25 protein-coding genes are annotated in these 23,728 nt (G+C 70.5%); 7 read left to right on the top strand and 18 right to left on the bottom strand.

What is annotated here, in order from left to right; genetic code table 11:
- Positions 1 to 7: 7 nt before the first annotated feature.
- Genes minE through ACT53R_RS01155 form a run of 4 tightly spaced genes read right to left on the bottom strand, consistent with a single transcriptional unit; the run spans position 8 to position 2,475 of the window.
- A complete protein-coding gene (minE, locus tag ACT53R_RS01170) occupies positions 8 to 271 on the bottom strand; it encodes a cell division topological specificity factor MinE (RefSeq protein ID WP_476170000.1) in 264 nt (87 codons plus the stop codon).
- A 3-nt stretch (positions 272 to 274) separates the two neighbouring features.
- Complete coding sequence (gene minD, locus ACT53R_RS01165) at positions 275 to 1,084, bottom strand: septum site-determining protein MinD (protein ID WP_476169999.1); 810 nt, start codon at positions 1,082 to 1,084, stop codon at positions 275 to 277.
- A gap of 33 nt (positions 1,085 to 1,117) precedes the next feature.
- The gene (minC, locus tag ACT53R_RS01160; protein ID WP_476169998.1) at positions 1,118 to 1,876 is read right to left on the bottom strand and encodes a septum site-determining protein MinC; all 759 of its coding nucleotides are present in this window, start codon (positions 1,874 to 1,876) and stop codon (positions 1,118 to 1,120) included.
- Positions 1,873 to 2,475, bottom strand: coding sequence for a GNAT family N-acetyltransferase (locus ACT53R_RS01155; protein ID WP_476169997.1), 603 nt, complete (start codon positions 2,473 to 2,475; stop codon positions 1,873 to 1,875). The genes minC and ACT53R_RS01155 overlap by 4 nt, the downstream gene beginning before the upstream one ends.
- 176 nt (positions 2,476 to 2,651) lie before the next feature.
- Here ACT53R_RS01155 and ACT53R_RS01150 point away from each other — a divergent pair, with 176 nt between their 5' ends.
- The 5 genes from ACT53R_RS01150 (at position 2,652) to ACT53R_RS01130 (ending at position 7,097) form a co-directional block, all read left to right on the top strand.
- Positions 2,652 to 3,878 (top strand): sensor histidine kinase, encoded by a 1,227-nt coding sequence (locus tag ACT53R_RS01150; protein WP_476169996.1) that lies wholly within the window; start codon positions 2,652 to 2,654, stop codon positions 3,876 to 3,878.
- A gap of 88 nt (positions 3,879 to 3,966) precedes the next feature.
- Positions 3,967 to 4,608 carry a response regulator gene (locus tag ACT53R_RS01145; protein WP_476169995.1) on the top strand — a complete coding sequence of 214 codons (642 nt, stop codon included), beginning with the start codon at positions 3,967 to 3,969 and terminating at the stop codon, positions 4,606 to 4,608.
- 267 nt (positions 4,609 to 4,875) lie between these two features.
- Positions 4,876 to 5,961: a polyketide cyclase gene (locus ACT53R_RS01140; RefSeq protein ID WP_476169994.1), complete on the top strand. Its 1,086-nt coding sequence runs from the start codon at positions 4,876 to 4,878 to the stop codon at positions 5,959 to 5,961.
- 94 nt (positions 5,962 to 6,055) lie between these two features.
- The gene (locus ACT53R_RS01135; RefSeq protein ID WP_476169993.1) at positions 6,056 to 6,412 is read left to right on the top strand and encodes a DUF423 domain-containing protein; all 357 of its coding nucleotides are present in this window, start codon (positions 6,056 to 6,058) and stop codon (positions 6,410 to 6,412) included.
- A 10-nt stretch (positions 6,413 to 6,422) separates the two neighbouring features.
- Positions 6,423 to 7,097: a DNA-3-methyladenine glycosylase family protein gene (locus ACT53R_RS01130; protein WP_476169992.1), complete on the top strand. Its 675-nt coding sequence runs from the start codon at positions 6,423 to 6,425 to the stop codon at positions 7,095 to 7,097.
- A 67-nt stretch (positions 7,098 to 7,164) separates the two neighbouring features.
- Here the strand turns inward: ACT53R_RS01130 and ACT53R_RS01125 are convergent, their stop codons facing one another.
- The 8 genes from ACT53R_RS01125 to ACT53R_RS01090 form a co-directional block, all read right to left on the bottom strand.
- Entirely contained in the window at positions 7,165 to 8,031 is an 867-nt protein-coding gene (locus ACT53R_RS01125; RefSeq protein ID WP_476169991.1) for a hypothetical protein, read from the bottom strand.
- 164 nt (positions 8,032 to 8,195) lie between these two features.
- On the bottom strand, positions 8,196 to 9,245 hold the full coding sequence (locus ACT53R_RS01120; protein WP_476169990.1) for an acyltransferase family protein: 1,050 nt from the start codon (positions 9,243 to 9,245) through the stop codon (positions 8,196 to 8,198).
- Complete coding sequence (locus tag ACT53R_RS01115) at positions 9,242 to 9,841, bottom strand: hypothetical protein (RefSeq protein WP_476169989.1); 600 nt, start codon at positions 9,839 to 9,841, stop codon at positions 9,242 to 9,244. The genes ACT53R_RS01120 and ACT53R_RS01115 overlap by 4 nt, the downstream gene beginning before the upstream one ends.
- A 1-nt stretch (position 9,842) precedes the next feature.
- Positions 9,843 to 10,643: a M15 family metallopeptidase gene (locus tag ACT53R_RS01110; protein WP_476169988.1), complete on the bottom strand. Its 801-nt coding sequence runs from the start codon at positions 10,641 to 10,643 to the stop codon at positions 9,843 to 9,845.
- 9 nt (positions 10,644 to 10,652) lie between these two features.
- The gene (locus ACT53R_RS01105) at positions 10,653 to 11,180 is read right to left on the bottom strand and encodes a PH domain-containing protein (protein WP_476169987.1); all 528 of its coding nucleotides are present in this window, start codon (positions 11,178 to 11,180) and stop codon (positions 10,653 to 10,655) included.
- A gap of 18 nt (positions 11,181 to 11,198) precedes the next feature.
- A complete protein-coding gene (locus ACT53R_RS01100) occupies positions 11,199 to 12,605 on the bottom strand; it encodes an alpha/beta hydrolase (protein WP_476169986.1) in 1,407 nt (468 codons plus the stop codon).
- Between the two features lie 55 nt (positions 12,606 to 12,660).
- Positions 12,661 to 12,852, bottom strand: a complete 192-nt coding sequence (locus ACT53R_RS01095; protein WP_476169985.1) for a type II toxin-antitoxin system antitoxin — start codon at positions 12,850 to 12,852, stop codon at positions 12,661 to 12,663.
- A gap of 42 nt (positions 12,853 to 12,894) precedes the next feature.
- A complete protein-coding gene (locus ACT53R_RS01090) occupies positions 12,895 to 13,758 on the bottom strand; it encodes an SPFH domain-containing protein (protein ID WP_476169984.1) in 864 nt (287 codons plus the stop codon).
- Positions 13,759 to 13,922: 164 nt separating this feature from the next.
- Between ACT53R_RS01090 and purT the strand changes: the two genes are divergently transcribed.
- Both purT and ACT53R_RS01080 read left to right on the top strand, forming a co-directional pair.
- On the top strand, positions 13,923 to 15,137 hold the full coding sequence (gene purT, locus ACT53R_RS01085) for a formate-dependent phosphoribosylglycinamide formyltransferase (RefSeq protein WP_476169983.1): 1,215 nt from the start codon (positions 13,923 to 13,925) through the stop codon (positions 15,135 to 15,137).
- Between the two features lie 39 nt (positions 15,138 to 15,176).
- Positions 15,177 to 15,560 carry a hypothetical protein gene (locus ACT53R_RS01080; protein WP_476169982.1) on the top strand — a complete coding sequence of 128 codons (384 nt, stop codon included), beginning with the start codon at positions 15,177 to 15,179 and terminating at the stop codon, positions 15,558 to 15,560.
- A 24-nt stretch (positions 15,561 to 15,584) separates the two neighbouring features.
- Here the strand turns inward: ACT53R_RS01080 and ACT53R_RS01075 are convergent, their stop codons facing one another.
- From ACT53R_RS01075 to ACT53R_RS01050, 6 genes are all read right to left on the bottom strand, one after another.
- A complete protein-coding gene (locus ACT53R_RS01075; RefSeq protein ID WP_476169981.1) occupies positions 15,585 to 18,401 on the bottom strand; it encodes an EAL domain-containing protein in 2,817 nt (938 codons plus the stop codon).
- Positions 18,402 to 18,612: 211 nt separating this feature from the next.
- Entirely contained in the window at positions 18,613 to 19,857 is a 1,245-nt protein-coding gene (locus ACT53R_RS01070) for an endonuclease/exonuclease/phosphatase family protein (protein WP_476170307.1), read from the bottom strand.
- A 47-nt stretch (positions 19,858 to 19,904) separates the two neighbouring features.
- On the bottom strand, positions 19,905 to 20,684 hold the full coding sequence (locus ACT53R_RS01065) for an arginyltransferase (protein WP_476169980.1): 780 nt from the start codon (positions 20,682 to 20,684) through the stop codon (positions 19,905 to 19,907).
- Complete coding sequence (locus ACT53R_RS01060) at positions 20,681 to 21,268, bottom strand: hypothetical protein (protein WP_476169979.1); 588 nt, start codon at positions 21,266 to 21,268, stop codon at positions 20,681 to 20,683. Before ACT53R_RS01060 ends, ACT53R_RS01065 begins: the two co-directional genes overlap by 4 nt.
- A gap of 81 nt (positions 21,269 to 21,349) precedes the next feature.
- Entirely contained in the window at positions 21,350 to 22,498 is a 1,149-nt protein-coding gene (locus tag ACT53R_RS01055; RefSeq protein WP_476170306.1) for an RNA polymerase sigma factor, read from the bottom strand.
- A 5-nt stretch (positions 22,499 to 22,503) separates the two neighbouring features.
- Entirely contained in the window at positions 22,504 to 23,685 is a 1,182-nt protein-coding gene (locus ACT53R_RS01050) for an RNA polymerase sigma factor (protein WP_476169978.1), read from the bottom strand.
- Positions 23,686 to 23,728: the final 43 nt, after the last annotated feature.

The following is a 23,728-nucleotide window of genomic DNA, read 5'->3' as shown; positions in this document are numbered from 1 at the left end:
ACGCCCGTCAGTCCGCGGCCGGACGGTCTTCCGGCAGCGCGACCGAAATGTCCAGCACGTCGTGGTCGCCGTCCTTTGCCATCTCCACCTTCACCGCATCGACGTCGATGTTGACGTACTTGCGGATCACTTCCAGCAGCTCGCGCTGCAGCAGCGGCAGGTAGTCCGGCGCGCCGCGATGGGTACGCTCCTGCGCGACGATGATGCGCAGGCGCTCCTTGGCGATCGACGCGGTGTTCTTCTTGGGCTTGAGGAAGTCGAAGATGGACATGCCTCAGCCTCCGAACAGCTTGCTGAAGAACCCCTTCTTCTCGTGCTGGGTGAAGCGCATCGGCCGGTCCTCGCCGAGCAGGCGGGCGACGGCGTCGTCGTAGGCCTGGCCGGCGCTGGATTCGCCGTCGAGGATGACCGGCTCGCCCTTGTTGGACGCGTTCAGCACGTCGCCCGACTCCGGGATCACGCCGATCGTCTTCAGGCCCAGCACTTCCTCCACGTCCTTGATGCTCAGCATCTCGCCGGTCTCGACGCGGGCGGGGCTGTAGCGGGTCAGCAGCAGGAATTCCTTGACGCGTTCGCCGGCCTCGGCGCGCTTCGTCTTCGAGGCGAGCAGGCCGAGGATGCGGTCGGAGTCGCGCACCGAGGACACTTCCGGATTGACCACCACCACCGCCTGGTCGGCGAAGTACATGGCCAGGAACGCGCCCTTCTCGATGCCGGCGGGCGAGTCGCAGAGGATGATGTCGAAGCCGTCGTCCGACAGTTCCTTCAGCACCTTCTCCACGCCTTCTTTCGTCAGCGCGTCCTTGTCGCGGGTCTGCGACGCGGCCAGCACGTAGAGGTTCTCGAAGCGCTTGTCCTTGATCAGCGCCTGCTTGAGCGACGCTTCGCCGTGGATGACGTTGACGAAGTCGTACACGACCCGGCGCTCGCAGCCCATGATCAGGTCGAGGTTGCGCAGGCCCACGTCGAAGTCGATGACCGCGACCTTCTTGCCGCGACGTGCGAATCCGCACGCGAGGCTCGCGCTGCTGGTGGTCTTGCCGACGCCCCCCTTGCCCGACGTGACGACGATGATTTCTGCCAAGGTCTATTCTCCTGATGCGTGATGGGCCGCGGCTCAGGCGAGCGCGGCGATGTGGATCTGTCCGTTCTCCAGCCAGACCTGCGCGGGCTTGCCGCGCACGTCGGCCGGAATGTCCTCCATGACCTTGTAGTGTCCTGCGATCGCGACGAGTTCGGCATGGAACTCGCGGCAGAAGATGCGTGCCTTCGCATTGTCGCGTGCGCCGGCGAGGGCGCGGCCGCGCAGTGCGCCGTAGACGTGGATGCTGCCGTCGGCGATCACCTCGGCACCGGCACCGACGGTGCCCAGCACGGTGAGATCGCGCTGTTCGGCATAGATCTGCTGTCCCGAGCGGATCGGTGCCGTCTGCAGCATGCCCGGTTCCGACCCGGCCGCGGAGGCGGCGGGTGCCGGCGCGGCGGCCGGCTTCGCGGCGACGGCGGCCGGGGCTTCGGTAGTGCCGGATTCGTACTGCGCGCGGAACTTGGCCAGCAGCGGCAGGCCGAGTTCGATCGCCAGCCTCTCGTTGTCGGTACTGCCGTAAGCCAGGCCGACCGGGATCGCGCCCGCGTCGCGCAGGGCCTCGATCAGCGCGCGGGCGGTGGCGGCGTCGGGCGTGCCCGGCAGGCCGCCGAAGTCCACGATCACCGCGGCGCGTTCGAACAGCTTGGGCGCGCGGGCCACGCGGTCGCGCATCTCCGCACCGAGGCGGGCGACGTCGAGCGTGCGCACGCGCAGGTTCGCGATGCCGACCTGGCCGATCTTGAGATCGCCGGCCAGCTCGTAGTTGGGCGTCACCGGGGACGCGCTCATGCCGGGGCGCCCGTGGTGAGGGGATGGCGCGGCGCGATCAGCCACGGCGCGTCCGGCAGCGCATCGCCGTAGGTCTCGTGCACCCACGGATAGCTGCACAGGTCCTTCATCAGCATCGCCGCGCGCAGGCCGGTCTCGGGCATCACCTGCTGGCCGACCTCGCGGAAGCCGAAACTGCCGTGGAACAGCAGCGCCGGGTCGGGCAGGGTGACGTCGCGCGCGGTGTCCAGGAACACCTCGCACGCCAGCTGCGGGTAGCGCAGCTCGGCATAGCTCTGGGCGTCGGCATAGAAGATCCGGCCGAGGCCACCGCCGCGGCGGCGGCTGGCGACCACGATGCGGTCGATGTAGAAGAAATCCGAATAGCGGCTGCCGAACCAGCGGAAGTTGCTGGAATCGTGGGCTGCGTGGCTGCCGACGCCGATCAGGAAACCGGCGAAGGTGCCGTCGCGCTCGGCGACGCGGAAGTATTCCGCGGTGTCGTAAAAATGACGCAGACGGGCGTGATCGATGGGCAGGATCGTGGGGCCGGCGGCATTGTTCAGGGCAAGTACGGAATCCAGCTCGTGCTCGCGCACGTCGCGGATGACAATCGACATTCCTCGGGGCTCCGGCGATGGCTGGCGCGGACTGGGGGGCGACTGCGCCGATCAGGCCGGCAATTATCGCACGCCGGCCGGGGGGCGACACCGCCGGTCGCCGGCCGGGACGACGGCCCTGCGGGGCATGACTTCCGGTGGGGTTCAGGGCCGAGCCGAGCGCCTACACTGCGGGCATGTTCGCGCGCCTCGACCACAGCCGCCTGCTCAGCTACTCCGGCCTCTTCACCTGGGCCGCGGTCGGCGTGCCGCTGCTGTACACGTGGGTGATGCCGATGCTGGCGGAGTCGGACGAGCCGCTCCCGCTGCTGGCCATGCCCTGGCAGGGCTGGGTGGCCTATGCGGTCTTCGGTGCCGCCTACGCCTGGCTGGCCCGGGGGCTCGGCCTCCGCCGTCCCGGACCGCTGGATTACCTGCTGCTGCTGGTCCTGACCCCCGCGGCGATCAGCCTCGGCTACTACAGCCAGAGCGGTCTGGGCAGCATGCTGCTGATGGTCGCGGCCTCGGCGCTGCCGTGGCTGCTGTCGCTGCGGCTGGGCGTGGCCTGGCTGATCCTCAGCCAGCTCGCGGTGGTCCCGGTGTTCATGCGCCGCGACCTGACCGCGCTGGAAGCGGTGATGCAGGCCCTGCTGTACGCCGGGTTCGCCGGTTTCGTCTACGCCACCAGCATGGTCGCGCGCCAGCAGGCGCAGGCCCGCGAGGAGCAGCGCCGGCTGAATTCGGAACTCCGCGCCACCCGTGCCCTGTTGGCCGAAAGTGTCCGCGTCAACGAACGCACCCGCATTTCCCGGGAACTGCACGACCTGCTGGGCCACCACCTGACCGCGCTCAGCCTGAACCTGGAAGTGGCCAACCATCTCGTCGACGGGAAGGCCCAGGAGCACGTTTCGCAGGCCCACACCCTCGCCAAGCTGCTGCTCAGCGACGTCCGCGAGGCGGTCAGCCGCATCCGCGACAGCGACGACATCGACATGGCCGCCACGCTGCTGCCGCTTGCCGACAACGTGCCCGGCCTGCGCATCGACATGCACCTGCCGCAACCGTTCCTGCTGGACGACCCCGAGCTCGCCCATGTCCTGCTGCGCTGCACGCAGGAGATCATCACCAACGTGGTCCGCCATGCCCAGGCGACCAGCCTGGTCCTCGACTATCGCTGGCAGGACGACGGCGTGCGGCTGGACGCCCGGGACGACGGGCGCGGTGCGGAATCGCCCAATGCGGGCAATGGCCTGCGCGGCATGCGCGAGCGGCTGGCGGCCCACGGCGGCCAGCTCGACATCGAGACCCGCAACGGCGGCGGGTTCGGGCTGAGCCTGTACCTGCCGGCCTCCCGCGGCAGCGAGGGACCCGGCAGCGCCCGGATCCTGCCGCCGCCCCCGCTTCCGGCCGGGAGGGCGGCATGAGCCTGCCCGTGCCCGGTCTCTCCCCCGCACCGGCCCGGACGCCCGGCGCGCCCATCCCCGCCCGGACTCCCGGGACACAGGAACCGACATGATCCGCGTTTGTCTGGTCGACGATCAGACCCTGGTACGCCAGGGCATCCGCTCCCTGCTGGCGCTGGCCGAGGGCATCGAAGTGGTGGCCGAGGCGGCCGACGGCCGCCAGGCGGTCGAACTGATCCCGCAGATCCGCCCCGACGTGGTGCTGATGGACATGCGCATGCCGGCGATGTCCGGCTTGGAGGCCTTGCAGGCCCTGGCCCGCGCCGACCAGTTGCCCCCGACCATCATCCTGACCACCTTCGACGACGACCAGCTGGTCCTCGCCGGCATGAAGGCCGGCGCCAAGGGTTACCTGCTCAAGGACGTGTCGCTGGAGCAACTGGTCGGGGCGATCCAGACCGTCGCCGGCGGCGGTTCGCTGGTGCAGCCGGCGGTGACCCAGCGTCTGCTGTCCGGCCTGGAGCACATGCGCAACGAGTTCGTCAGCCTGGATCGCCCGGACCCGCTGACCGACCGCGAGACCGAGATCCTGCGCCTGATGGCGTCCGGCTTCTCCAACAAGGAGATCGCCAACTCGCTGGGCGTGGCCGAGGGCACGATCAAGAACCACGTGTCGAACATCCTGTCCAAACTGGGCGTGCGCGACCGCACACGTGCCGTGCTCAAGGCCTTCGAGCTGCAGCTGATCTGATCGACAGGATGGCCGGCCCGGCGCAGCGCGCCGGGCGTTCCTCGACACACGCACGCGGCAACATGTTGTGGGTCCCGTCGGGCCGCCGGGGCGAGAACCCGGGCGATGCGCCACGTCCCGGGATGTGGCGGTCGCCCGCCACCCGCGATGCGGGATCCGGCGGATCGGTGCCGGAGCCGGGGGCGACCCTCGCCCGGCACCGGACTTCCCTGCTACGATTCGGGTCTTGCCCGTCGTCAGCGGGTATTGGTCCCGGAGAGCCCCTGAATGACCCGTCTGCTCGAGATCCTGATTTCCCTCGCGATCGTCGCCGCGCTGTTCCTGATCGTCGGCGTCGTCCTGCCTTCCAATCGTTTCATCGTCGAGAAGGTCGAAACGAACCGGAAGTCGACGATCGTCTTCGATACGCTGAACAGCTTCAGCCGTTTCAAGGACTGGAACGCGATCCCGCTGCGTGACCCCAAGATGGAAATGCGCGTCTCCGGCCCGGCCTCGGGCGTCGGCGCCGAGTTCCACTACAACTCGAAGAAGTCCGAAGTGGGCGAGGGCACCTGGAAGATCACCGAGAGCGTGCCGAACGAGCACATCGTGATCCAGGTCGAGAACGACCGCTTCGGCACCGACAAGCGCACCGAGTTCAAGCTCAAGCCCACGGGCCAGAACAACCGCAACGTCGAGATCACCCAGACCTACAAGGTCAACTACGGCTGGAACCTGATCGGCCGCTTCGCCGGCCTCTACGTCGGCAGCCAGGTCGGCGACGACATGAAGTTCGGCCTGGCCAAGCTCGGCAACATGCTGGCCTCGATCCCGAACGTCGACTACACCTCCTACGGCGAGCGTCTTACCGGCCTGTCGGTGGTCGACGTGCCTGCCGAGAACCTGCTGTACGTCAACGCCGGCAGCCAGAAGTTCGATGACGCGACGGTCGAGCAGTCGATGCGCGCGAACATGGAGTGGATCAACCGCGGTCTGGCCGCCAATGGTCTGGTCGCCGCCGGTCCGATGCGGATCGTGACCAGCGAACAGGGCCGCGACACGTACACCTTCGACGTCGCCCTGCCGGTGCGTCGCAGCGCCGACGCCGCGGGTGCTCCGGCGGCCCAGCTGGACGGCCTGAACTTCGGCGGCGGCAGCCCGGTGAAGTACCAGCATGTCCCGGCGCACCGCGCCGTGACCGCGAAGTTCGTCGGCTACATCCACGAGATCGAAGGCCTGCACAACGCGCTCCGCGCCTGGTCGGCGCCGCGCGGCTACGAAGTCACCGATCGTCCGTACGAGGTCTACGACAGCGGCATCGAAGGCGCGTTCACCGAAGACGGCAAGTTCACCGCCTTCTGGGCCATCCGCTGATCGAGCTCCGATCCGGATGACTGTGATCCGGAGCAGTCCGCTGGTCCACGAAGCGCCGCATCCTGCGGCGCTTCGCGTTTGAGGGGTCTCCCGCATGGCCTTCGATCCGCCGCCACGCCTGTTCGTCGTCTTCGGTGCGCTCTGTGCCGCCTTCGGTGTCGCGCTGTCGGCGTACGCGGCGCATGCCGTGCAGGGCGTCGCCGCGGCACAGCTGTCGACCGCGGCGCAGTTCGCGCTGCTGCACGGCATCGCGCTGGCGGCGCTGGCGCCGGTCACGCCGCGCCGGATCGGCCGCTTCGCGCTGGCGATGCTGGCGCTGGGTACGCTGCTGTTCTCCGGTTCGCTGGTTGCCCACCACGCCTTCGCGCTGCCGACGCGGCTCGCACCGATCGGGGGCTCGCTGCTCATCGCCGGCTGGCTGCTTTACGCCGCCGGCGCGCTGCGTCGCTGAGGGTCGCGACATGCCCCGCCATGCCCGCGGATTCGATGTCGACGCCGCCCGCGAACATCTCGCCAGGCGCGATCGCAAGCTCGGCGCGTGGATGAAGAAGATCGGCCCGATCCCGGCCGATCCGCGCTGGCGCAAGCCGTTCGATCCGGTCGATGCGCTGGCGCGGGCAATCCTCTACCAGCAGCTCAGCGGCAAGGCCGCGGCGACGATCGTGGGCCGGGTCGAAGCCGCGATCGCGAGCGACCGCTTCCACTGCGACACGCTCTCCCGCTGCGATGACGCGTCGCTGCGCGCCTGCGGCGTGTCGGGCAACAAGCTGCTCGCGCTGCGCGATCTGGCCGAGCGCGAGGCGCGCGGCGAGATCCCCGACCTGCGACGCATGTCGACGATGGCCGACGACGCCATCGTCGCCGCGCTGGTGCCGGTGCGCGGCATCGGCCGCTGGACGGTCGAGATGATGCTGATGTTCCGGCTCGGTCGCCCCGACGTGCTGCCGGTCGACGACCTCGGCGTGCGCAAGGGCGCGCAGCGCGTGGACAAGGCCGAGGTCATGCCCACGCCGAAGGCGCTGGCCGAACGCGGCGAACGCTGGGGCCCGTACCGCACCTATGCCAGCTTCTGTCTCTGGCGCATCGCCGATTTCGCCGCGCAGGCGAAGACGCCGACGAAACGCTCGCAGGACTGAGCCCGCGCGCTTCGTCGGCGTCGCATCGATCGATGCCGAGTCGGCCCGTGCGCCTCGGAGCCTGCCGTCATCCCGCGGAGCGGCGGCCGAATGCGCTCCATTCGGCGAGGTAGTGCCTGAGCTTCTTGCGCCTGAAGTAGCGCGCCGACAGCGCGTTCCCGTCGGTGTCGGCGATGTCGTAGCCCAGTTTTCCGGCGACGTCGACCGTCTCGGCGTACTGCAGCGCCTTGCGCCAGTCGTCCGGCCAGGTGCGGTAGTGGTACTGGTCGGTACGCCGTTCGCGCAGCGTGCCCAGTTCCGGCCGGTGCGGCAGCCCGCAGAACGCGGCCAGCGCGTGCAGCGCATCGGGTTCCGGCGCGAACAGCGCTTCGTACGACGTGGTGTGCCAGGCGATGTCCGGGCGCGTGCGTTGCAGGTCCAGTGCGTAGCGATGCAGTTCGGTCCACCAGAACAGGCATTTCTCGTAGCCGGACAACTCGGGCCAGCGCAGTTGCAGTGCCGGGCGCAGGCAACCGCCGTCGAACGGCGTGAGTGCGCCGTCGCGGATCCAGTCGTCGCGGTCGTAGACCTTGTGGGTCGCCATCGAGAACGCCGTCGTCACCGGATGCCGCGCGAGGTGCACGATGCGCAGCCGGCCATCGAGGGCCTCGTGCAGCCATGGCAGCGCGGAGAAACACGGCCAGCCCGCTTCGAAGTAGGGGCCTTGCTCGAGTCGCGCGCGGATGTGCGAGACGTGCGCAACGACCTCGGGCAGGTCACCGAGCGCGGCGAGGCCGGTGCGCGATGCGCGGAAGAAGCGGCGGGGCAGGTAGCCCGCCTGCAAGGGTTCATGGGTCGCTTCGATCAGGTCGCCGTAGCAGGTCTGCAGGGCGTCGTTGAGCCACTGCGTGCCGCAACGTCCGGTCGAAAGCACGAAGATCGCATCGTGGTGCATGCGGAGGTTCCCGGGCGGAGGAGCCACCGCCAACGCGCGAAGCGCGCGTCCGGTTGACGCAGATCGATGCTGGAAACGCCATGAAACAAGGTATGTACAGCCGCAATTCATCGCGGAATGAGACGGGTGCAATGCGTTCGTGCATGGCGCACGAACACATTGCATCATGCATGCTTGGGCGTTGCGTCCTGCACGCGCGCGAAACGTCGACGCTTCCAGTCGAGCGCAGGGTGTTCGACCAGCCACCACGATGCCGCCGCGCAGACCAGCGCCAGCGCAGTCGCGGCGATCGTGTTCGCGACCGGCGTGGTCGCGCCCATCAGCAGCGCGAGCTGCTGCATCGGCCAGCCGTAGAGATACAGGCCGTAGGACAGATCGTGGCGACCGGTCGAAGGCAGCCATCGCGGCAGGAACGCGAGGCAGAACGTGCCGTAGGCGACCGTCGCGAAATACGCCGGCACGAACCACGGCGTGCCGCGCGTCGCGGCGGCGATCGCCAGCAGCGGCAGCCACGCCCACCACGTCAGCACGAGACGCGTGCGCCAGACCCACAGCAGCGTACCGGTGATGAAGAAGGCCGTGACCCAGATCAGGTAGGCGAGGTGCTCGGGCAGTGGAGCATGCCGCCACGCGAACAGGCAGGCCCCCGTGAGCGCGACCATCCACGCGAGCGCGTAGCGCCACGGCTTCAGCATGCCGAACAGGCCGGCGAACAGCAGCGCAAGGTACAGCCGGCCTTCGATCGGCAGCGTCCACAGCGAGCCGTTGACCGCGGTGCGCGGCAGCGTCCCGAACACGCCTGGCAGCCAGAACTCGGCGCGCCACAGCGTCGCGTTGCCGGCGAGGAAGCGCCACGTCGTGGCATCGCGCCAGTAGGTCGACGAGGTCGTCAGCAGCGGCCCCAGCACGCACACGGTCAGCAGCGTGCAGACGATCAGCGCGGGATAGATGCGCAGCGCGCGCGCCGCCAGGAATTCGCGCCAGCCGTGGCGCTCGAAGCTCGCCGCGACCAGGAAGCCGCTGATCACGAAGAACACGTCGACCGCGAACGCGCCGGCGGAGCGGGTGAGGGTGAGGTGCGCGAACGGATCGTTGCCCGGCGTGCCGGTGATCGCCCACGCGTGGCTCCAGATCACCATCCACGCGGCGACCAGGCGGATGGCGTTGAAGTGGTTGCGGCCGCCGGCCCAGGCGTCCGCCAGCGTCGGCCTCATGGCGCGGGTGCGTCGGGCAGCAGGTCGACGGTCGTGGCGATGCGCAGCACGCGGTCGTTGTCGGGGTCGTCCACCGTGGCCTCGATGCGGTAACTGCCGTCGGCGTCGGTGGGGTCGAAGGTGATCTGCAGTTCCTGCGGCGACAGTTGCGTCATCGCGTCGGGTGCGGCCGGCATGCTCGCCGAGACGGGTTCGTCGTTGATCGCGGTGTGCGTCTTGCCGGCGGGATCGGTGATGCGCACGTCCAGCCGCGCGGCGCACGGCACCTTGCGGGCGAGGACGTCGGCGGCATCGGCGCCCTTCGGCGCGCAGCCGCCGTAGAAGATCAGCACCGCGACGGGCTGGCCGCGACGCACGCGGCCGATGGTCTCGAGATGCGGCGCGTGGTCGGTGGTGGTCGATCGCCACTCTTCGCGGAAGCGGGCGGCTTCCTGCGCCGTCGCGGTCTGGATCATCGCGCGCAGGCCGCCGGCGATGCCGGCAGTCTCGTCCGCGGGGACGTCCTTCGATTTGAGCGCTTCCTTCGCGGCGCACGGGCCGGCGACCAGGAGCAACGCGAGGGCCGCGATCGTCGCGGCGTGGCGCAGGTGGGTCATGTCAGGCGATTCCGTCGTGGCGCCAGTGCCACGGCTCGTACACGATGCCGTGCGGATTGTCGCGCGGATAGCTCATCGTGAAGCCGTGCGTGCCGGCGTGCGTGCGCAGCCAGTCGAAGGCGGCGGTGTGTTCGAAACTTTCCTCGGCCGGCGGCTCGCCCGGCGTGCCGATGTCCAGCGCGCGGCCGCCGTGGTGTTCGCTGAAACCGGGCGCGGCGTTGACGGTGAGGATCTCGTCGACGCCCAGCCCCCGCGCGCGCTTCCGCGCGAAGATGCCGAGCTGGTAATCGTGGCTGCGGTAGCCGGAGATCGCGTCGAGCACCACGCCGTCGGCATGCGCGGCGGCGCGCAGGCGATCCCAGGCGCGCGCGGCCTCGGGATGCAGCCACAGCGGGCGGCGGTAGCGATCGAACCCGGCGAACGCCAGCCATGCCGGTTCCGGCACCAGCGGCAGGCCGCTGCGCGCGGCGTAGTCGTCGGCGTCGAGTCCCAGCGTGTCGAGGCGTTCGCGCAGCGCGTGCAGCGGCAGCGCAGCGGGATCGCGCGCGCCGGCGTGCGGCAGCGGTGCGTCGACGGCGTCGAGCGCGTCCTCGATTCGCGGCTCGCGCATCCAGCGTGGCGTCAGGCCGTGCCAGCCTTCGGGCAGCGCCGCGGCCAGATAGCGGCCGTCGCGCTTGCGCCGCAACACCCAGTGCGCGCGCGCGACGAGGCGGGCGTCGTGGTTCGCGCGCGCGCCCAGCAGCCAGGCCGGCCAGGCCTCGACGGCGGCGGTGTTGAGGAGGACGCTGGGGGCGGGACGCATCGGCGCAGCTTAGCGCCGGCCCGGCCGCTCCGTCACGGCGCGCAGGGCATCGAGCAGCGCCTGCGGACGTTCGAGGCTGAGCAGCAGTCGGCGCCCCGAGCGCTCGGGCAGCACCAGCACCTTCTTGCGCTCGGTGACCAGCAGGAAGGCGCGGCCGCGGTCGCGGAGGCGGAAGTGGCCGGCCTGATAGCCGGGCATCGACGTGCCGAAGATCTTCAGCATCGGCTTCAGCGCGGGCTCGGCGGCGAGGTCGACGATGCGCGCGGCGTCGAGGTCGAGCGTCGCGACCTCGACCGCAAGCCGATGGAGGCTGGCGCGGATGCGCAACGTGCTGCCCTCGAGCGCCACGCCGTTGCGGGTGGTCGACCAGAACAACGGGCCGAGCACCACCGCCATCACGATCGCGCCGATCCACAGCGCCGGCTGTTCGCGCGCCAGCAGCACGAACGGCAGGCAGGCGGCGGCCATCGCGAAGCCGGCGACGAGGACGACACCCCGCGGATCGGGCGCGACGACGTTGAATTCACGCATCGACATGGCGGACGCCTGCTGCGGTTACTTCTTCGGCGCAGCCGGCACGGTCGCGCGGATCCACGCGGCGATGTCGTCGATCATCGCCGGCGCGACGTGGCCGGGCGTCTCGTAGTCCTTCACGCTGCCTTCGCCCGGGATCGCGAGGTGGGTCAGGTCGTCGTAGAGCTTGAACGTCGCGCGCGGATCGTCGTGGAAAGCGCTGCGCCAGCCCTGCCAGTCGGCATCGACCACCTGCAGATCGTTGCCGCCCTGCAGGAACAGCAGCGGCTGCTTCGTCGTGCGCGCTTCGGCCACCGGATCGACGGCCTCGACCGTGCGCCAGTACGTCGCCGGCACACCCATCGGCGCAGCGGCGCCGGTGACGTCGTCGCCGCGACGCACTGCCGCGACCTGTGCCTCGATCTTCGCGATCGCGGCGGCCTCGGCGTCGCTGGTGCGGCCATCGTCGAGCACCGCCATGCGCTTGTTCTGTTCGAGCAGCAGGTCCAGCACCGGCCGCGATGGCGCCGCGAGCAGGATCAGGCCGGCGATCTTCGGATCGCGCGTGCCGATGCGCGGTGCCATCAGCCCGCCTTGGCTGTGGCCGAGCACGAAGATGCGCTTCGGATCGATGTCGGCACGGGCGCGCAGCATCGCCACGGCCTGCACGGCATCGTCGGTGGTTTCGCGGTCGATGGTGCCGCCGTCGGCGAACTGTTCGGGATGCGCCTTCGTGCGCTTCTCGTAGCGCAGCACCGCGATGCCGCGTTCGGCGAGGCCGCGGGCCAGGTCGAGGAACGGCCGGTTCGGACCGATGGTCTCGTCGCGATCCTGCGGGCCGGAGCCGTGGACCAGCACGACGACCGGCAGCCGGCCCTTTTCCCGCGGCAGCGCCAGCGTCGCCGGCAGCGCGTCGGCGCCTTCGCCGACCGACACGTCGATCTCGCGGTACTTCGCATCGGCCGGTGGCGGCGGGGCGGGAGCGGGCTTTTCCGCGGCCGGGCGGATCAGGAAGCCGGAGACGCGGCCATCCGCCTCGAACGCAAGGCTGGCGTCCAGCGTCGCGCGTTCGTACCGCAGCGGGACGACCACGATGCGGGTGCCGTCGCGCTCGACGCTGCGCGGCTCGCCGCGGCCCTTGAACGCACCGAGCTGCGAGGGCAAGGCGGTCCACAACTGCTTCAACTGGTCCGCGCTGACCGTGGCGGCCATGGTGGCGTCGAAGCGGGCGTGCACGCCGGCGAAATCGCCGGCATCCATCGCATCGAGCACCGATTGCGCGCTGGCGACGGGATCGAAGGTCGTGGCGGCCGGTGCGACCTCGGCCTGCGGCGGCGAGGCCTGCGTGAAGCCGGTGGACGGCGCACCGACGCCCAGGGCGATCGCGGCGCAAAGCGTGGCGCGGCCGGCGAGGCGGCGGGGCACGGACGAACGAAGGCGAGCACTCATGTCGGGATTCCGGGCGGATCGCGGCGTGGCCGCGAGCGTGGAGGGGAGGTGTCGCTCAGTCGGAGGCCGGCGTGTCGTCGGGAGGCGGCAGCGGGGCGGGCGGCAGCCGTCCCGCCTTGCGCAGGGCATCGCGCAGCACGTACTCGATCTGTGCGTTGAGGCTGCGCAGTTCGTCGTCGGCCCAGCGCTGCGCCGCCGAGAGGATCTCGGCGTTGATGCGCAGCGGATAGGCCTTCTTCTCGGACATGGCGCGGTCCCGGGGTGGCTGGGCGTGATCGATGGAGCGGGGTCAGTACAGCGAGCCGGTGTTGACGATCGGCTGGGTGGCGCGTTCGCCGCAGAGCACGACCAGCAGGTTGCTGACCATCTGCGCCTTGCGCTCCTCGTCCAGATGGACCACGCCGTTCTTCTGCAACTCGGCCAGCGCCATCTCGACCATGCCCACCGCACCGGCGACGATGCGCGTGCGTGCGGCGATGATCGCATTCGCCTGCTGGCGCTGCAGCATCGCCTGGGCGATCTCCGGCGCGTAGGCGAGGTGGCTGATGCGCGCGTCGAGCACCTGCACGCCGGCGTCGGCGAGGCGTTCCTGCAGTTCCTTCTGCAGATGGTGGCCGACTTCGGTGGCGTGGCTGCGCAGGGCGAGCTGGCCGTCCTCGTGCTGGTCGTACGGATAGCTGGTCGCCATCGCGCGCACCGCGGATTCGGACTGGATGTGGACGAAGCTTTCGTAGTCGTCGACGTTGTAGACGGCCTCGGCGCTGTCCACCACCTGCCAGACGATGACCGCGGCGATCTCGATCGGGCTGCCGTCCAGTTCGTTGACCTTGAGCTTGCTGCTCTCGAAGTTGCGGACGCGCAGCGAGACCTTCTTCTTGCCGTAGAAGGGACTGTTCCAGCGCAGGCCGCCGTCCTTCACGGTGCCGACGTACTTGCCGAACAGGTTGAGCACCGCGGCCTGGTTGGGCTCGACCTTGTACAGGCCGAACATCAGGAAGAAGCCGCCCACCAGCGCGAGGACGCCGACGAGGGCGAGGGCGCCGCCATTGCCGTCGGCGGCGGAGGCGACCAGCCAGGCGCCGAGGAACATCAGCACCAGCAGGAACAGCAGCACCGGGATGCCCGGGAGCGATTGCGAGGGATTTTCTTTCATGGCGGCACTCGAAGGTGGCGGGCGGGTGAATGCGTATGTGATATCAAAAAGATATCAATCGACGCAAGCGGCTCCGGACGAACGGTGAGGCGCGCCGGCCGGGATTCTGCAAGTGTCTGATTTACAATGGGCGCCTCCTCCGCGCATCCCCTCGAGCCCTGCCCATGACCTCTCCCTCCGCGCCGGTGTTCGGCACCCCCTCGTCTCCGTCTGCCCTTCGGGTGCTGCTGCTGGGCTCGGGCGAACTGGGCAAGGAGGTCGCGATCGAACTGCAGCGCTTCGGCTGCGAGGTGATCGCCGCCGACCGCTACGCCGACGCCCCGGCGATGCAGGTCGCGCATCGCAGCCATGTGCTCAACATGCTCGACGGCGATGCCCTGCGCGCACTGATCGCCGAGGAACGTCCGGCGCTGATCGTCCCGGAGATCGAGGCCATCCACACCGAGACGCTGGTGCAGCTGGAACACGAATTCGCCGGCCGCGGCACCCACACGCGGATCGTGCCGACCGCCCGCGCCGCGCGGCTGACGATGGACCGCGAAGGCATCCGCCGGCTCGCCGCGGAGCCGCTGGGTCTGGCGACCTCGCCGTACCGCTTCGTAGACACGCTCGACGACTACCGTTCCGCCGTCGCCGAGATCGGCCTGCCGTGCGTGGTGAAGCCGGTGATGTCGTCCTCGGGCAAGGGCCAGAGCCTCGTGCGCACCGCCGAGGACATCGACCGCGCCTGGGAGTACGCGCAGACCGGCGGCCGCGCCGGCGCCGGGCGCGTGATCGTCGAGGGCTTCATCGACTTCGACTACGAGATCACGCTGCTGACCGTGCGCCACGCCGGCGGCACCGACTTCTGCGACCCGATCGGCCATCTGCAGCGCGACGGCGACTACCGCGAGAGCTGGCAGCCGCAGCCGATGACGAAGACCGCGCTGGAACGCGCGCAGGCCATCGCGAAGACGATCACCGACGACCTCGGCGGCTGGGGCCTGTTCGGTGTCGAACTGTTCGTGAAGGGCGACGACGTGTGGTTCTCGGAAGTCTCGCCACGCCCGCACGACACCGGCCTGGTGACGCTGGTCTCGCAGGACCTCAGCGAGTTCGCGCTGCACGCGCGCGCGATCCTCGGCCTGCCGATCCCGGCGATCCGCCAGCGCGGCCCGTCGGCGTCGTGCGCGGTGCTCGCGCACGGCCACGGCGTGCCGGAGTTCGAGGGCGTCGCCGAAGCGCTGCGCGCGCCGGACACCGCGCTGCGGCTGTTCGGCAAGCCGATGGTCGAAGGCCATCGCCGTGTCGGCGTGACCCTTGCGCTGGGCGCGGACATCGATGCGGCGCGCGCGCAGGCGCGTGCCTCGGCGGAAGCGCTGACGATCACCTTGCGGTAACGTGCCGGTTTTCCCGATCCCGAGGCGGACGATCGCGCCATGAACGACACCAACGGCTACGCCGTGTTCTTTTTCCCGCAGGCGCTGGACGCGCTGGGCGAGGCGATCAAGCCCTTCCTGCAGGACGGGCCGGCGGGGCCGCACGTGGCCTGCGCCACGGTCGACACCGGCGGCGCCTTCATCGAGATGACGCTCGAAGGGCGCACGCCCGAGGGGGCCGCGGTCGCGCTGGACCTGATGGTGCCCAGCGGCATGGTGCGGATGATCGTGTCGACCCAGAACGAGGCGGCGTTCGGGTTCGGCATCCGCGGCCGCGAATCGGTGGAACATCCGCTGCCGGTGATCGGGCCGACCGCCGAGCCTGCCGGCGCGCCGCCGGACGCGCTGCCGTCCACGGCCACCGTGCCGCCCGCGAACGGCTGACGCCGCGGGCATCTGCGCCGGCGCTCAGCCGCCGGTCTGTCGCCGCCCGCCGGCATGCCGGCGGACGATCGGCTCGGGTACGCCCAGCAGGAAGCCTTGGCCGTAATCGCAGCCTTCTTCCAGCAGGATCCTGCGCTGGCTTTCGGTCTCGATGCCTTCGGCGATCGTGTCGATGCCCAGCGTGCGCGCCATCGCCAGGATCGCGCGTACCAGCGCCAGGCTTTCGTTGCCGGCTTCGCCTTCCAGCCCGGCGATGAAGGTGTGGTCGATCTTCAGGCCGCGGATCGGGAAGCGGTGCAGGTACGACAGGGCCGAGAAGCCGGTGCCGAAGTCGTCCAGCAGCGCGGCGATGCCGTGGCCGCGCAGTTCGCGCAGCACGCGCAGCGCGCGCGCGGCGTCCTCGATCAGCGCGACCTCGGTGATCTCGATGCGCAGCCGGCTGGGGTCCTGGTGGGCCTCGTCGAGCATCCGCAGCAGCCTGTCGCCGAAGTTGTCCGAGAGGAAATGCCGCGGCGAGACGTTGATCGAGACGTAGCGGTCGGGGTATTCGCTCATCGAGGCGACGACATGGGCGTACATCAGCCAGTCGACCTGTTCGATCAGCGTGCTGTCCTCGCCCACGCCGATGAATTCCGACGGCATCAGCAGGCCGCGGCGTTCGTGGTTCCAGCGCACCAGGGCTTCGTAGCCGACGCCGTGGCCGTCCTTCAGGCGCAGGATCGGCTGGAAGTGCGGCACGAACGCATCGTGCATGATCGCGCGGCGCAGGTCGGCTTCCAGGTCGAGCAGGCGCATCGCCTCCGCGCGCATCTCCTCGTCGAACACTTCGCTGCGGTTGCGGCCCTGGCGCTTGGCGCGGTACATCGCGGCGTCGGCGTCGCGCAGCAGTTCCTCGCTGCGGCGATAGCGCGGGTGCCACAGCGTGATCCCGATGCTCGCCGACGGGAAGATCTCGCGCCCCTCGATCCACATCGGCTGTCCCAGCACGCGCAGGATGCCGGCGGCGTAGCGTTCGGCCTCCGCGTCGTTGCGGATGTCGTCGGCGAGCACCGCGAATTCGTCGCCGCCCAGACGCGAGACCAGGTCTTCGCGGCCGATCGCCTGCGAAATGCGGCGGCTGGATTCGACCAGCAGTTCGTCGCCGGCGACGTGGCCGACGCTGTCGTTGATCAGCTTGAAGCGGTCGATGTCGAGGAACATCACCGCGAACGAGCGGTCCTCGGGTCCGGTGGCGCGGGCGATGGCGTCGTCGAGGCGTTCCTGGAACTGGCTGCGGTTGGGCAGGCCGGTCAGTGCGTCGTGCCGCGCCTGGTGGCGCAGGCGCTGTTCCGCGCGCAGGCGCTCGGCGATCTGTTCGCGCAGTTCGCGGTTGGCTTCGGCCAGTTCGCGGGTACGCGTTTCCACCCGTGTCTCGAGTTCGGCGTGCGCGGCGACCAGCCGGTCCTGCGCACGCTTGCGCGCGAGCGCGGCGTCGACGTGGTGCGCGACGAAAGTGAGGAGTTCCTGGTCGCGCTCGGCGAAATGATGCGCCGGGTTGTAGCTCTGCACGCTGATCACGCCCTGCGGCGTGCCGTCGCGGGTGAGCGGCACGCCGAGCCAGCAGCAGGCCAGCGGCCCGAAGCTGCTGACCAGGCCTTCCAGCTCCAGCGCCTGGATCCGCGCCCGGTCGGCCAGCAGTGGCAAGCCGGTCTCGATCACGTATTCGGTCAGGCCTTTCGCGCGCTCGCGGTCGCGGTGCGGGCGCTTGTCCACTTCGTCGGCGGCATAGGGGAATTCGATCCGCCGGCCGTCTGCGCTCAGGAAGGCGATGTAGAAATTGCGCGCGTACAGCAGCTCGCCGACGATCGAGTGCAGGTCCGCGTAGAACCGCTCCAGGCTTTCGGCGCTGGTCGACAGCTCGGTGATGCGGAACAGCGCCTGCTGCAGCTTTTCGCCGCGCTGGCGTTCATGCACCTCGGCCTGCAGTTCGAGGTTGGCGTGCTCCAGCGCCTGGGTGCGCTGGCGCACGCGGCGCTCCAGCTCGACCTGCGCCGTCTTGCGGTCCAGCGCGGTCTGGATGTGCATCGCGACGTATTCGAGCAGCGCGCGTTCCTCGCCGCCGTAGCGCTGCGCGTGTTCGTAGTCCTGCACCACGATCGCGCCGCAGACCTGGCCGTCGCGCAGCAGCGGCACGCCCAGCCAGTCCTCGCTCATCGGTCCGCCGGCGTACTCGTCGTCGGGGATCTCCAGTCGCTCGATGATGTCCCGCGGTGCGCCCAGCAGCGGCCGGCCGTGGCGCAGCAGTGCCGCGGTGAGGCTGTGCATGGTGTGGTCGGCCGAGAACTCGGTGTCCGGATCCGGATCGAACGCGTCGCGGCTGTCGGCGAAGTAGAGGTAGCGGATGGTGCGGTGTCGCTCGTCGTACTGGACGATGTAGAAGTTCTCCGCCGGCATCAGCTCGCCGACCACCCGGTGGATGCGCGCCAGCATCTCGCGCATCTCCAGTCCCGAACCGGCGAGGTCGGAGATCTCGTACAGCGCCTTCTGCAGCCGCTTGGATTTCTCCAGGGTCACGATGCGGACGTCGGCCTCGGCCAGGCGCAGCGCCACCGATACCAGGTCGCGCGCGATCGCGAACCAGGCGTCGATCGCCCAGTCGTCCGGCGGCGGTTCGAGGAAGGCGATGCCCAGCGACAGCCGGCGATCGTCGTCGTCGTGGCGACGGATGAGGGATTGCGATTCCTGTCCGGTGGCGCCGGCGTCGTCCAGCCGGGCAAGCACGGCCCGGTGCAGGGCGTTGTCGCCCGTACCGTTGTGCGCGCTGCCGGAACCGAGCCGGGCGTGGCGCCAGGCGATGGCCACCTGGGCGCTTGCGGGCAGCGTTTTCGTGAGCGAAGCCAGCGCGTTGCGCGCCGCCTCGTCCGCGGTCAGAGCTCCCCCGACTCCGCCTCCGGCCCCGACCGTCGCATCGGGATGGTCAGGAATCATGGCAGGCAGCATATACCCGATTCCGCGAGTGTGACAGCAAGCGTGAATCGCGCCGCGCCACGCTCGCGGAAGGCATCGATGCCGTCTATCGCGGAGGCGCGTCGGCCGCCAGATCGACCCACACCGGATGGTGGTCGGAGGCCTTCGCCGCGGCGGCGTACGGGTCGTCGGAGGTCGGCCAGTCCACGCCGCTGGCAAGCACGCGCAGCCCCGTCGACGGCAGCACGTAGTCCAGGCGCAGATTGCCGACCTTCGGGCCGAAGTCGCCGGTGTCCTCGGCCGGGTCGCCGCGCTGGCCGACGTTGCCCTGTCCGATCAGTCGCGCATTCTCCGCGGCGCCCGCGCTGCGCGGCGCCGGTGCCTGCAGCACGCGCGGATGGCGCAGCAGCGCGAGGATCGCCTCGTGGCGGCCGTCGCCATCGACCGGATCGTTGTTCATGTCGCCGGCGATGACGAAGCGCTCGCCCGCGGGCAGGCCGCCGCAGCGGCCGGCGTCGTCGCACAGCCAGGCGCGGTCGGCGGGGGCGTTGTCCAGGTACGCGCGCCACAGCGCGAGTTCGTCCGCGTTGCGCGCGCCGTTGCGGTCCTCGGGGCCGTCGAACACCGGCGGCGTCGGGTGCGCGACCAGGAAATGCAGCCGACCGAGCGGCGTGTCCACCGGCACGTCCCAGTGCGACTTCGACGATAGCCGCAGTGCGTTCCACACCGGATCGGGATGGAAGAATTTCCGTGCACGCGGATCGACCGGCCGCGCTGCGTCGGGCATCGCACTCCACTTCAGCAGCTGGAACGTGCGCACCGCGGCGGTGTCGATCGGATATTTCGACAGTACCAGCATGCCGTACTGGCCGGGATGCAGGCCGAAGCCCCAGGCGTCGTCGCCGCGGGCGCGGCCGTCGGTGGCGACGCGGCCGTTGCCGTCGAGATCGAGCCCGCTGGGCACGCCGGTGTTCACCGGCGCGAGGTAGCGGTAGGGATAGCGCAGCGGTGACAGGCCGGGGCCCTGCGACAGCGCGAGGTACTTCTGCTGGAACAGGTCGGCAGCGCGGCCCGCGGCGTCGTAGTCGAATTCGTTGAGCAGCACGAGGTCGGGATGCACGCGCTGCAGCATCGCGGCGACGTCGTGGGCGGCCAGGTCATCGCCTTCGAGGCGGCGGACCAGGCCGCCCACGACGTCGTCGTTGAGCGAGGTGTTGTAGGTCGCCACGCGCAGCGGTGCACCGGCGAGCGCCGCGGCCTCGGCTTCGTCGGCGGTGTCGTGCGGCAACGCGCCGAGGCCCGGATCGCCGTGGATCTTCACCTGCACGCAGCCGGCGAGCGTGGTCGCCATCGCCACCGTGCAGAGCAGCGCGAGTGGACGGAACGTGGAACGCGAGGTCATGGCGGATCTCCGGGCATGGGCGACCAGCCGTGCCCGTCGTAGGCTTCCAGCGGCCGGTAGCGGCGTTTGTAGTCCATCTTGCGATGGCCGTCGATCCAGTATCCGAGGTAGAGATGACGCTTGCCGTCGCGGCGCGCCCAGGCGATCTGCTGCAGGATCGCGAACGCGCCGAGACCGCGCGCGGCCTCGTCGGGATCGTAGAAGGTGTAGACCGCGGACATGCCGTCGGGCACGACGTCGGTCACCGCCACCGCCAGCAGCCGGCCGGGGCCTTGCGGCGTGGCGCGCGTGCGGATTTCGAGGAAGCGGCCCTGGCCCCAGGTGCCGATCAGGAACTGGTCGAATTCGGCGACGCCGTGATCGTCCATGCCGCCGCCGGGATGGCGCGCGGACAGGTAGCGGCGATACAGCGCGAAGTGCTCGTCGGTGCGTTCGTTGGGGCAGATGCGCGTGTCGAGGTCGGCATTGCGCGCGAGGCAGCGGCGCTGGCTGCGATCGGGACGGAAGTCGTCGACCGGAATGCGCACCGCGACGCAGGCATGGCAATGGCGGCAATGCGGGCGGTAGATGAGGTTGCCGGAGCGGCGGAAGCCCCAGCCCAGCGCCAGCGGATAGAACGACCCGAGGCGCGGATCGCCCGGATCGAACACGAGGTCGCGCGCCTCGCGCTCCGGCCAGTAGCCGCACGGGTGGTCCGGCGTGTGGAACAGCCGCAGCGGCGCGTCGTCGCGCGACGCATCGGGACGTTCGGACTCGGTGTCGGCGTGCGTGCTCACGTCGGCAGCGCTCCCGCCAGTGCCCCATGCGCGAGGCCCGCCGCGGTGCCGGCCAGCGTGCCCGCGACGAGGTCGCGTGGCCGGTGCCGTGCGAGCCGCAGCCGCGACCAGCCGACCAGCGCGGCGAACGCCAGGCCCGCGGCCAGCAGCGTCGTCCCCGACGGCCACAGCAGCATCGCCGCGAACACCGCGAAGGCGACATGCAGCGAGAGCGTCCAGAGGCGTGCGGTGAGCAGGGCCAGCGCGATCAGCGCCGACGCGAGCGCCAGCGCGAGGGCGGTGACCGCATCGTGCGCGACGCCCCACGCCACCAGCGCCGCGATCGACAGCCCGACCAGCAGCCCGCGATTGAGATCGCGGCGTTCGCCGGGCGCGCTGGCGTCGACATGCGCCCAGCGCCCGCTGCGCACGCGTCGCCACGAGGCCAGCATCACCGCCGCGCCGGCCACCAGCGCACCGGCGGCGATGCGCAGCGCACCGGCCGGATCGTGGCGTTGCAGCGCCGTCGTCAGCGCCAGCGCGGCCGGCAGCGTCGCCAGCGGATGGCCGAGGATCGAGACGCTGCGGGCGAAGGCGCGGGACATGCCGTCAGCATACCCGCTGCGTGCGCACCGGCTGCGATGCGGGACGCTGCGTGCGTCGTGATCGGCGCTTGGAATCGTCGATCAAAGCCGCCCGGCGGCGTGCAGGCCCAGCAGCAGGCCGCCGAAGCCGCCGATGAATCCGACGAGGCCGCCGATCCACGACAGCGTGCGTTCGCGGCGCCGGCGCTGCGCGGCGGCGACGGGATCTCGCTGCGCTTCCAGCGCATGTCGCCGCGCCATGATCCGCGGCTGTACCACGATCGTCTGGTAGTAGACGACGCCCATGAAGCCCAGGCACGCCGCCACCGGCCACGCCCAGCCGTGGTCGTTGCGGTCGAGCAGCATCAGGTACAGCACGAAGCCGACCGACGCCATGGCATTCAGGCCGGCGCTGCGGATCAGGCCATGCCGCTCCGCGTCGTCGATCGCGCCCTTCAGCTGTCGGCGCAGGCCGAACCAGATGCCCGCGAACCCGCTGAGGAGCGCGAAGCCGGCGCTGCCGGCCGCGCCCAGCGCGACCTTGGCCGCGGTCTTCGCGCCGATCGCCGCGCTCACGCCGATCAGGCCCTTCGCCGCGGCCGGCGGGCTGGCCATCGACAGCGCGGTCGCGATCACGCCGGTGAACGCCGCGCCCGGCGCGGTGTCGCGCGCGAATTCGCCGAACCGTGCGAGCAGGTCCTCGCGCAGGCTCTGGCGCGCGCGCGACAGGCGCTTGCGCACGGTCGCGTCCGACAGCCCCAGCAGCGCCGCGACCTGCCGCGAACTCTGGCCTTCGCGATAGAACAGCAGCAGCGTTTCGCGGCTCTCTTCCGGCAGCGCGGAAATCAGTTCGATCGCGGCGCGCTCGCGCTCGTCGTCCTCGATGCGTTCGCCCGGCGTCGGCGACGGATCGGCGGCGAGTTCGATCACGAGTTCCGCGCCTGCGCCGTCCAGCGGCCCGTGCGCCCGCGCGCGCAAGTGGTCGCGGGCGAGGTTGCGCGCGATCTGGCGCAGCCACGGCAGGAAGCTCGACGGGTTCTGCAGCCGGCGCAGGTGTTGCCACGCGCTGAGGAACGCGTCCTGCGCGATGTCCTCGCTGGCCTGCACGTCGCGGGTGATCGCCAGCGCCACCGCGGTCACGGTGTTCTGGCAGGCGACGACGATGCGCCCGTAGGCGTCGCGGTCGCCGTTGCGCGCGGCGGGCAGCTCCGCGGCGATCAGGCGGTCGATGGCGGCAGGCTCGATGACGATGGCGTTCACGGCACCGCGGCGCCGGAGTGCCAGTGGATGGAGGCGTTCATCGCGGCCATCGCGCCGAGGTAGAGAATGCTGGTCGCGACGGTCGCCGTCGGGCCGTAGGTGAAGTCGTAGGCGCGGTAGCGGCGCCGCGCACCCTCGGGGTCGCGCAGGCGGTCGCGGGCGATCAGTGGCAGCAGTGTCCGCCGCAGGCCGAGCAGGGGGAGCAGCGAGGCGAACACGGAGAAGACCGTGAAGCCCATTCCGATCGCGAACGTCGGTGCCAACGGCGTCGCCACGAGCGCGAGCGTCATCAGCGGCAGCGCGACCGCCATGTAAGTCCAGTAGTGGCGCATGATCTCCGCGCGCTCCTCGCAGGTTTCGGCGTAGACCAGCAGGTGCGTGCGGGTGAGGTGCGCTACCAGTGCACCGGCGGCGACCGAACCGCCGAGCGTGCCCGCGACCACCCCACTGCCGCCGCCGAGCAGGGCCACCGCTTTCGCGAACAGGCCGGCGCCGGCCGCGCCGCCGGTCACTGCCGCTGCGGCGCTCGCCGGCTTGGCGGCGACGCCCAGGCCGCCGACCACCACCGTCGTGAACGCCGCACCGGGCGCGGAGTCGCGGGCGAATTCGCCGAAGCGGCGCAGCAGGTCGTCGCGCACCTGCTGCCGCGCGCGCGACAGGCGCTTGCGCACGGCAGCGTCGGTGATGCCCAGCAGCAGCGCCACCTGCTGCGAGCTCTGGCCTTCGCGATAGAACAGCAGCAGCGCCTCGCGGCTGTCCTCGGGCAGGGCGGCGATGAGTTCGGCGGCCGCGGCTTCGCGTTCCTCGTCCAGCAGGTGGTGCATCGGCTGTGGTCCGGGGTCGGCGGCCATCGCCATCGCCAGTTCGGCGTTGGGGCCGTCCAGCGGCCGTTCGCCCTGCCGGCGCAGGTGGTCGCGGGCGAGGTTGCGCGCGATCTGCCGCACCCAGGGCAGGAAGCTGTCCGGGTTGTGCAGGCGATCGAGGTGCTGCCAGGCGTTGAGGAAGGCGTCCTGGGCCACGTCTTCGCTGGCCTGCACGTCGCGAGTGATCGCCAGCGCCACCGCGGTCACGGCGTTCTGGCTGGCGGCGACGATGCGCCCGTAGGCGGCGGCATCGCCGGCCCGGGCGGCAGGCAGGGCGGCGCGGATCGTGGCGTCGGCGGACAGGGAGAGGGTCATGGGCGGCGGTTTCGAGCGGGCATGATGCCAAGACGCGGCCGGC

This window comes from Lysobacter sp. DMC104 (genome assembly GCF_056313665.1).
This window is presented reverse-complemented; position numbering and strand designations above follow the sequence as displayed.

What these genes read in the sequence shown, in the direction of transcription:
- ACT53R_RS01140 (WP_476169994.1), top strand. Translation starts at nt 4,876, where the DNA reads ATGACCCGTCTGCTCGAGATCCTGATTTCCCTCGCGATCGTCGCCGCG.
- ACT53R_RS01060 (WP_476169979.1), bottom strand. Translation starts at nt 21,268, where the DNA reads ATGTCCCGCGCCTTCGCCCGCAGCGTCTCGATCCTCGGCCATCCGCTG.
- ACT53R_RS01050 (WP_476169978.1), bottom strand. Translation starts at nt 23,685, where the DNA reads ATGACCCTCTCCCTGTCCGCCGACGCCACGATCCGCGCCGCCCTGCCT.
- ACT53R_RS01135 (WP_476169993.1), top strand. Translation starts at nt 6,056, where the DNA reads ATGGCCTTCGATCCGCCGCCACGCCTGTTCGTCGTCTTCGGTGCGCTC.
- ACT53R_RS01095 (WP_476169985.1), bottom strand. Translation starts at nt 12,852, where the DNA reads ATGTCCGAGAAGAAGGCCTATCCGCTGCGCATCAACGCCGAGATCCTC.
- ACT53R_RS01105 (WP_476169987.1), bottom strand. Translation starts at nt 11,180, where the DNA reads ATGTCGATGCGTGAATTCAACGTCGTCGCGCCCGATCCGCGGGGTGTC.
- ACT53R_RS01125 (WP_476169991.1), bottom strand. Translation starts at nt 8,031, where the DNA reads ATGCACCACGATGCGATCTTCGTGCTTTCGACCGGACGTTGCGGCACG.
- ACT53R_RS01090 (WP_476169984.1), bottom strand. Translation starts at nt 13,758, where the DNA reads ATGAAAGAAAATCCCTCGCAATCGCTCCCGGGCATCCCGGTGCTGCTG.
- ACT53R_RS01070 (WP_476170307.1), bottom strand. Translation starts at nt 19,857, where the DNA reads ATGGCGACCACGCTCGCCGGCTGCGTGCAGGTGAAGATCCACGGCGAT.
- ACT53R_RS01120 (WP_476169990.1), bottom strand. Translation starts at nt 9,245, where the DNA reads ATGAGGCCGACGCTGGCGGACGCCTGGGCCGGCGGCCGCAACCACTTC.
- ACT53R_RS01100 (WP_476169986.1), bottom strand. Translation starts at nt 12,605, where the DNA reads ATGAGTGCTCGCCTTCGTTCGTCCGTGCCCCGCCGCCTCGCCGGCCGC.
- ACT53R_RS01115 (WP_476169989.1), bottom strand. Translation starts at nt 9,841, where the DNA reads ATGACCCACCTGCGCCACGCCGCGACGATCGCGGCCCTCGCGTTGCTC.
- minC (WP_476169998.1), bottom strand. Translation starts at nt 1,876, where the DNA reads ATGAGCGCGTCCCCGGTGACGCCCAACTACGAGCTGGCCGGCGATCTC.
- ACT53R_RS01145 (WP_476169995.1), top strand. Translation starts at nt 3,967, where the DNA reads ATGATCCGCGTTTGTCTGGTCGACGATCAGACCCTGGTACGCCAGGGC.
- ACT53R_RS01150 (WP_476169996.1), top strand. Translation starts at nt 2,652, where the DNA reads ATGTTCGCGCGCCTCGACCACAGCCGCCTGCTCAGCTACTCCGGCCTC.
- purT (WP_476169983.1), top strand. Translation starts at nt 13,923, where the DNA reads ATGACCTCTCCCTCCGCGCCGGTGTTCGGCACCCCCTCGTCTCCGTCT.
- ACT53R_RS01110 (WP_476169988.1), bottom strand. Translation starts at nt 10,643, where the DNA reads ATGCGTCCCGCCCCCAGCGTCCTCCTCAACACCGCCGCCGTCGAGGCC.
- ACT53R_RS01080 (WP_476169982.1), top strand. Translation starts at nt 15,177, where the DNA reads ATGAACGACACCAACGGCTACGCCGTGTTCTTTTTCCCGCAGGCGCTG.
- ACT53R_RS01155 (WP_476169997.1), bottom strand. Translation starts at nt 2,475, where the DNA reads ATGTCGATTGTCATCCGCGACGTGCGCGAGCACGAGCTGGATTCCGTA.
- ACT53R_RS01130 (WP_476169992.1), top strand. Translation starts at nt 6,423, where the DNA reads ATGCCCCGCCATGCCCGCGGATTCGATGTCGACGCCGCCCGCGAACAT.
- minE (WP_476170000.1), bottom strand. Translation starts at nt 271, where the DNA reads ATGTCCATCTTCGACTTCCTCAAGCCCAAGAAGAACACCGCGTCGATC.